We start from the raw sequence: 7,013 nt of genomic DNA, 5'->3' as shown, positions 1-7,013 counted from the left end.
CCTATAAGAAGCTCTACAACTCCGAAGCCGCACGACGAGCCGCGCTGGCAGGATGGCTACACCAGTACAACCACCACCGGCCCCACTCAGCCCTCGGTGGCCTTCCACCCATCACCCGGTTGAACAACCTGGCTGGGCATCACACCTAGCTGGCGCCCAGCGTGCCGAGGTAGAGCTGGATGACCTTGGGGTCGCTGCCGAGCGACTGGCCGGTGCCGGTGTAGGCGTTGCGGCCGTGGTCGAGCACGTAGCCCCGGTCGCAGATCTGCAGGCAGCGTCGGGCGTTCTGCTCGACCATGATCACCGAGACGCCCGCACGGTTGATGTTGCGGGTCTGCACGAAGACCTCGTCCTGCAGGACCGGCGAGAGACCGGCCGAGGGCTCGTCGAGCAGCAGCACCGAGGGCGCCATCATCAGCGCGCGGCCCATGGCCACCATCTGCCGCTCTCCACCCGACAGGGAGCCCGCCCGCTGCTTGCGGCGCTCCCCCAGCCTCGGGAAGATGTCGGTCACGAACTCGAAGCGCTCGGGAAACTTCTGCGGGGTCTGGTAGCAGCCCATCTCGAGGTTCTCCTCGATGGTCAGGCTGGGAAAGACGTTGTTGGACTGCGGGACGAAGCCGATCCCCTTGGTGACTAGCTCGTCGGCACGCATGTTGGTGATGTCCTCACCGTCGAGGACCACCGTCCCGGTGCGGACCTTCACGAGGCCGAAGAGTGCCTTGAGGAGCGTCGACTTGCCTGCCCCGTTGGGTCCGATGATGCCGACCAGCTCGCCCTTGTTGCAGTAGAGGTCGGCTCCGTTGAGGATGTCGACCCCGGGCAGGTAGCCACCGATGAGCGCGTCGGCGCGCAGCACGGCGTCGCCGGCCGCCGCGAGGTGGACCTCCCGCTCCGGGGTGGTCGTGGTGGACTCGCTCATGGCGTCGCCTCTCCGTGCGTCTCTGCCTCTAGCTCGGCCTCGGCCTCGGCCTCGATGGCTGCCTCGTCCATGTCGCGCAGGTCGGTGTCGTGGTGGGCGCCGAGGTAGGCATCGATCACGGCGGGGTCCTGCATGACGGCCTGGGGCGTCCCCTCGGCGACGATCTTGCCCTGGGCCATGACGATGACCCAGTCGGAGATGTCGCGCACCATGTCCATGTCGTGCTCGACGAAGAGGACCGTGCGGCCCTCGTCGCGCAGCGACTTCACGTGGCCCAGCAGCGACTGCTTCAGCGCCGGGTTCACCCCGGCCATCGGCTCGTCGAGCATGATGAGCTCCGGGTCCACCATCAGCGCACGCGCCATCTCGAGGAGCTTGCGCTGCCCTCCGGAGAGCGATCCGGCGAAGTCCTCACGCTTGGCATCGAGCTTGAAGCGGGCGAGGAGGTCGTTGGCACGCTCGGCGTTGGCCTCTTCCTGGGCGCGCCAGCGGAAGGGCAACAGCGCCGAGAGGAGCTTCTCCCCACGCTGGCCGGTGGCCCCCAGCAGCATGTTGTCCATGACGGTGAGCTTGGAGAGCACCTTGGTCAGCTGGAAGGTGCGGACCATGCCGCGGCGGGCGACCTTGTAGGACGCGACGCCGGCCAGCGAACCGCCGTTGAGGCTCCAGGAGCCGGAGTCCGGCACGTCGAAGCCTGTGAGCAGGTTGAACAACGTGGTCTTGCCGGCCCCGTTGGGCCCGATCAGGGCGGTGATGACACCGCGCTGGATCTCGATGTGGTCGACGTCGACGGCGGTGAGGCCGCCGAACTTGCGGGTGATGTTGTCCCCGACGATGAGCGCGTCGGGCTTGGCTGCTCCTGGGACGGCGGGCACCGCACTGAGGTCGACCGCGGACCTCGTGGTGGCAGTGGTGCTCTGGCTCGTCGACTGCGCGTCAGCGTCCATCGATCGCGATCTCCCTTCGGTCGCCGAAGATCCCCTGTGGTCGGAAGATCATCAGCAGCATGAGGCCGAGCCCGGTGACGATGAAGCGCACGAGGCTCGCCTGGGTGTCGTCCATGATGAACGTCGGCATGAGCGGGTCAGGACCGGAGGTGGCCTGGCCGAAGAACGAGCCGAGACCAGCGATGAGGAACCAGAAGATCACGGCACCCGCGAGGGGGCCGAGGACTCGTGCGGCGCCACCGATGAGCAGGGCGGTGTAGGCGAAGAAGGTGATGTTGGTGGAGTAGTCGGCCGGGACCACGGAGGCCTGTTTGAGCGCCAGGAACAGGCCCGCCAGGCCACCGAAGACGCCGCCGAGGATCAGTGCCTGCATCTTGTAGGCGAAGACGTTCTTGCCCAGGGAGCGTACGGCGTCCTCGTCCTCGCGGATGGAGCGCAGCACACGACCCCACGGGCTGCGCATGAGTCCCCACACCAGGAGCAGCGACAGCGCCACGAGCGTCCACCCGACGGTGACGGACCACAGGTCCCTCTGGCTGAACTCGACGAATCCGAGGTCCAGCGGGCCGCCGTAGGGGTTGAGGTCCTGGTAGGCGCTGGCGTAGCCGGTCAGGCCGTTGGAGCCGCCGAACGCGTCCTTGAGCTCGACCGACCCGAAGGCCAGGCGGAGGATCTCGGCGGTGGCGATGGTCGCGATGGCGAGGTAGTCCGCTCGGAGCCGCAGCGTCGGGAAGCCCAGGACGAGGGCCAGCACGACCGGAGCCACGAGGGCGGCGACGATGCCGAGCCAGAAGGGCGTCTCCAAGATGACGACCGACACCGCGAGACCGTAGGCACCGACGGCCATGAAGCCGGCCTGACCGAAGTTGAGCAGGCCGGTGTAGCCGAAGTGGATGTTGAGCCCGATCGCTGCGAGGGCGTAGACGATGGCGTTGGGACCGAGCGCCTGGTTGAGGGCGGTCTTGAAGACCTGGCCCACGTCCACCGGCAGGGCGTCGGTCGCGAAGCCCAGGACCAGCCACACCACCAGCAGGACCGTGCCGAGCATGCCGAGCACACGACCGATCTGGGCCAGCCCGTTTCCGCGGTACTGGTCGGGGGCCTCCTTGATCGAGGCGAGCGCCTGCTGCGCCTTCCACCAGGCGAACGGTGAGGTGATGCCCGCGGTCAGCGTCAGTCCGGCGACCCCGAGGACCAGCGAGGTGATGGCCTGCGGGTGTGGTCGGGCTGCCTGGACTGCGGGTGCGGTCCTCTGCTGCGGCGTCGTGGTCATCGTGTGGTGCTCCGTTCGGGAGAAGCAGACGTGGGGCGGGGGTCGGCGCTCATCGTCGTCATCCGATCCGCTCGCGTCGTCCGAGGATCCCCTGCGGACGGATCAGCAGGACCAGGATGAGGACGACCAGGGCGCCGACCTCCTTGATGGAGGACGGAACGCCGAACAGCGGGCCGACCTCGACCATGATGCCGATCACCATCGAGCCGAAGAGCGCGCCCCAGATGGTGCCCAGACCACCCAGTGTCACGGCTGCGAACACCAGAAGCAGGAGCTTGAAGCCCATGAGGAAGTTGACCTGGCTGTTGATCGCGAGGAGCACGCCGGAGAGACCCGTCAGGGCGGTCCCGAGGATCCAGACCGAGGCGATGACCCCGTCGACCCGCATGCCCGAGGAAGCCGACAGGGCGGGGTTGTCGGACACCGCACGCATGGCCTTGCCGAGGCGCGTCTTGAGCAGCAGGATGCAGGCGATGACGATCGTGACCGCTGCGATGACGATGATCGCCAGCTCCTTGTCGGCCAGGCTGATCGGTCCGTAGTCCGTGCGTGCCTGGCTGACGTACTGGCTCAGCGACTTGCGCGAGCTGCCGATCGTGTACTGGTAGACGTTGCGCAGCAGGAGCGCGAAGCCGATCGAGACGATCATCATCGCGATCAGGCCGGTGCCGCGTTTGCGCAGCGGTCTCCAGAGCCCGCGTTCTTGCACCCAGCCGAACAGGGCGGACATCAGGACCGCGCCCGCACCGGCCAGGATCACCGGCAGGCCCAGCCCCCGGTTGAAGACGTAGGTCATGATGGCGCCGAAGGTGATGAGCTCGCCGTGCGCGAAGTTCGTCAGCCCGGTGGTGCCGAAGATGAGCGAGAGGCCCAGGGCGGCCAGGGCGACGATGAGGCCGAACTTGATGCCCGAGGTAAGGCTGGTCATGAAGCGCTCCCCGAAGGACACGGTCGTGACCTCCTGGGTGCCGATCGGGAACAGACCGCCGTTGGCACCATCGAGGATCGCGCGCACCTCGATCTCGGACTCCACCGAGGAGGACAGTTCGATGCCGTCCGGCAGCGTCGCCTCGTCCAGGGTGACCGTGTAGACGCCGAGGGCCGGGATCGGGACGATGATCCGTCCGTCGGCGTCGGTGGCCGCGGACGCGATCTCCTCGCCCGCCTCGCTGACGACCGTGAGCGTGACTCCGACCACGGGGGCGTCGTCGTTGTCCTTGTCGACGAGGCGCACCGTCACGTAGGGGCCGTCAGGTCTGGGGGCAGGCTCGCCGCTCGGGCTGGGAGCCGGGCTCTCGGTCTCGCCACCCGCGTGCGCTGCTGCCACAGGGAACAGCAGCACCATCAGCAAGGCGAGCAAGGTCAGCAGGCGCTGTAGCACGCAGGACTCCCGTCAGTAGGGCGTCCGATGACGCCCGTCCAGAGCGGCAGCATAACCACCAGATGCCCCCGGCGGGGTCGACTCGGGACCGCTCACTTGGTAACGGTTCAGTCTCCGGTCGACATCGGACCGTGCTCCACCACACCGTCGGCGACCTGACGCATCGACAGGCGCAGGTCCATGGCCGTCTTCTGGATCCAGCGGAAGGCCTCGGGCTCGGACAGGTGGAGCTGCTTCTGCAGGACCCCCTTGGCCCGGTCGACCGCCTTGCGCGTCTCCAGCCGCTCCGTGAGGTCCGCGACCTCGGCCTCCAGCATGCTCAGCTCGGCGAAGCGGCTCACCGCCATCTCGATCGCCGGGAGCAGGTCGGTCTTGGAGAAGGGTTTCACCAGGTAGGCCATCGCGCCGGCGTCCCGTGCCCGCTCGACCAGGTCGCGCTGGGAGAAGGCAGTCAGGATGACGACCGGGGCGATGCGCTTCCCCGCGATCGCCTCGGCGGCGGCGATCCCGTCGAGGACAGGCATCTTGACGTCCAGGATGACCAGGTCGGGCTTGTGCTGCTCGGCCAGCTCGATGGCCTTGGCGCCGTCACCGGCCTCCCCCACGACCCGGAAACCCTCCTCGGTGAGCATCTCGGCGAGATCCATCCGGATCAGTGTCTCGTCCTCGGCGATCACGACGGTGCGGCTCGTCGCGGCGGCGTCGCTGGCGGCGGTGGCGGGGGCGTCCTGGGTCACGACGACAGGCTAGCCGCGCTCCTGTCCGGTGCGATGAGGGACTCGAGGAACAGCTCGACCTCGAGCCGCTCGACCCGGCGACGACTGCACGCCGTGGCGGCCTCCCGGGCATTGACCACGGCGCGCTCGTTGCTGGCTGCTGCCCACTGCCACGGGTTCCACATGGTGACCTCCCACCGCCGACATCCTCGTCGTCGGAGCCTAAACTATAGTGTTTCGATTGACCATGTCTAGTAGAGGGTGCAGGGGACGAATCGGCTAGTGTTTCGGCCGTTCAGCCCCGGTAGACCAACGGCAGAGTCGATGCTCTCAAACAGCATTCAGTGTGGGTTCGAATCCCACCCGGGGCACGAGGCGCAGGACTGTCGGCGCTGTCCGCTTGGCTGCAGACGTGCACTCCTCATCCCGCCGCCGGCACGCCGAGGCGTTGCTGGCGTCCGGCATGACGCTGTCGGCCTGCGCTCGTCTCTCCGGGGTGGCCCGCTCGACTCTGCGCACGTGGCGTGACGGCAACCTGACCCCGCGCCCATCCGAGTGCCCGCGATGCGCTGATGCCCCGATGGCCCCCGACGTCTACGCGGCCCTTCTCGGCTACTACCTCGGCGATGGATGCGTCTCGCGGGCACGACGCTGCATGACGTTGCGCATCACCTGCGACTCGACGTACCCCGCGATCATCGCGGACGTGCGTCGGCTCCTCGAGCTGACTCACCCGTCGGCTGCCACCCATGTCGTCTTCGCACCCGGCTGTGTCGTCGTGCAGAAAGCGTGGACGCACTGGGCCTGCGTCCTGCCGCAGCACGGGCCGGGCCCCAAGCACGGTCGCCCCATCGTCCTGGAGGACTGGCAGCGTGTGATCGTCGAGGCGCACCCTGCGCCCTTCCTCCGCGGGCTCTTCCACTCCGACGGCTCCCGCGTCCGCAACCGCGTCCACCGGATGGTCGCAGGCGAGCTCAAGCACTACGTCTATCCGAGGTGGCAGTTCTCCAATCGCTCGCCAGACATCCGAGAGCTCTGCTGCTGGGCATTGGACCTGGTCGACGTCCCCTGGCGTCAGTCCAGCTCCCACCACATCAGCGTGTCCACGCGTCCGGCGGTGGCGATGCTCGACGGCCTGATCGGGCTCAAGCAGTGACGGCCGCGCCCTCCCGGGGCAGGCACAGGAAGAAGGTGCGGGTGGGGAGGTAGAACGGCACCGAGGCCATGACGTCGTAGTCCCGCTCGTCGAGCATGCGGTAGAGCGCCTGGGGCCGCGGCCAGAAGGAGTCCTCGTTGCCCCAGGACGCGGTGGAGTGCGTCGCCTGGTCCGGCTCGCGGTAGTAGCGACCGCGGTAGCCCTGCGGGGCGACCGGCTCCGACAGCGTCATGGGCGCTGGACGCTCGTTGGCGACGTGCGTGTCGAGGATGAGCGGAACCCCGCGCGACCGGTCGAGCAGCGAGAGCTGGTCCTCGAGCGTGAGGTGGTAGAAGAGGCCGAGGCAGGAGATCAGGTCGAAGCCGGACAGGTCGAGGTCACGGACGTCGGAGACCTCCCACGTGATCCGGTCGTCCTGGGGGAAGCGGTCACCCCGAGCGTCCTGGGCCGTCACCCGCCATCCCTGGTCGGCCGCGTGCTGGGCGAACAACCCGTGCCCGGACCCCAGGTCGATCATCGATCCTGCGGCGAAGCGCGACAGCAGGGTGGCGAACCACCTCAGCCGGAGCTCCCCCGTCGAGTCGTCAGCTCCACCGTCTCGTCTGGCCATCGGTCGAC

9 protein-coding genes and 1 tRNA gene are annotated in these 7,013 nt (G+C 68.1%); 3 read left to right on the top strand and 7 right to left on the bottom strand.

Features of this window, described 5'->3' with window-relative positions; genetic code table 11:
• A partial coding sequence (locus tag AAG827_RS06770; protein ID WP_341925121.1) for an integrase core domain-containing protein occupies positions 1–149 on the top strand: 149 nt, incomplete at its 5' end.
• Here AAG827_RS06770 and AAG827_RS06765 read toward each other — a convergent pair.
• From AAG827_RS06765 to AAG827_RS06740, 6 genes are all read right to left on the bottom strand, one after another.
• A complete protein-coding gene (locus AAG827_RS06765) occupies positions 146–922 on the bottom strand; it encodes an ABC transporter ATP-binding protein (RefSeq protein WP_341925117.1) in 777 nt (258 codons plus the stop codon). The two genes, AAG827_RS06770 and AAG827_RS06765, sit on opposite strands and share 4 nt — an antisense overlap.
• The gene (locus tag AAG827_RS06760) at positions 919–1,869 is read right to left on the bottom strand and encodes an ABC transporter ATP-binding protein (RefSeq protein ID WP_341925116.1); all 951 of its coding nucleotides are present in this window, start codon (positions 1,867–1,869) and stop codon (positions 919–921) included. The genes AAG827_RS06765 and AAG827_RS06760 overlap by 4 nt, the downstream gene beginning before the upstream one ends.
• On the bottom strand, positions 1,859–3,142 hold the full coding sequence (locus tag AAG827_RS06755; protein WP_341925115.1) for a branched-chain amino acid ABC transporter permease: 1,284 nt from the start codon (positions 3,140–3,142) through the stop codon (positions 1,859–1,861). The genes AAG827_RS06760 and AAG827_RS06755 overlap by 11 nt, the downstream gene beginning before the upstream one ends.
• Positions 3,143–3,200: 58 nt before the next feature.
• Complete coding sequence (locus tag AAG827_RS06750; protein WP_341925114.1) at positions 3,201–4,523, bottom strand: hypothetical protein; 1,323 nt, start codon at positions 4,521–4,523, stop codon at positions 3,201–3,203.
• 107 nt (positions 4,524–4,630) lie between these two features.
• A complete protein-coding gene (locus AAG827_RS06745) occupies positions 4,631–5,260 on the bottom strand; it encodes a response regulator (RefSeq protein ID WP_341925113.1) in 630 nt (209 codons plus the stop codon).
• The gene (locus AAG827_RS06740) at positions 5,257–5,424 is read right to left on the bottom strand and encodes a hypothetical protein (protein ID WP_341925112.1); all 168 of its coding nucleotides are present in this window, start codon (positions 5,422–5,424) and stop codon (positions 5,257–5,259) included. The genes AAG827_RS06745 and AAG827_RS06740 overlap by 4 nt, the downstream gene beginning before the upstream one ends.
• Positions 5,425–5,537: 113 nt before the next feature.
• Between AAG827_RS06740 and AAG827_RS06735 the strand changes: the two genes are divergently transcribed.
• A tRNA-Leu gene (locus tag AAG827_RS06735) sits at positions 5,538–5,610 on the top strand.
• A gap of 41 nt (positions 5,611–5,651) precedes the next feature.
• Positions 5,652–6,395: a transcriptional regulator gene (locus AAG827_RS06730; RefSeq protein WP_341925111.1), complete on the top strand. Its 744-nt coding sequence runs from the start codon at positions 5,652–5,654 to the stop codon at positions 6,393–6,395.
• Here the strand turns inward: AAG827_RS06730 and AAG827_RS06725 are convergent.
• Entirely contained in the window at positions 6,385–7,005 is a 621-nt protein-coding gene (locus AAG827_RS06725) for a methyltransferase domain-containing protein (protein WP_341925110.1), read from the bottom strand. The genes AAG827_RS06730 and AAG827_RS06725 overlap by 11 nt on opposite strands.
• Between the last annotated feature and the right edge of the window lie 8 nt (positions 7,006–7,013).

This window comes from Nocardioides psychrotolerans, from assembly GCF_943371775.1.
Taxonomy (GTDB): Bacteria; Actinomycetota; Actinomycetes; order Propionibacteriales; family Nocardioidaceae; genus Nocardioides; species Nocardioides psychrotolerans_A.
Note: the sequence above shows the minus strand (reverse complement) of the source record. Positions and strands in the feature narration are given on the sequence as shown.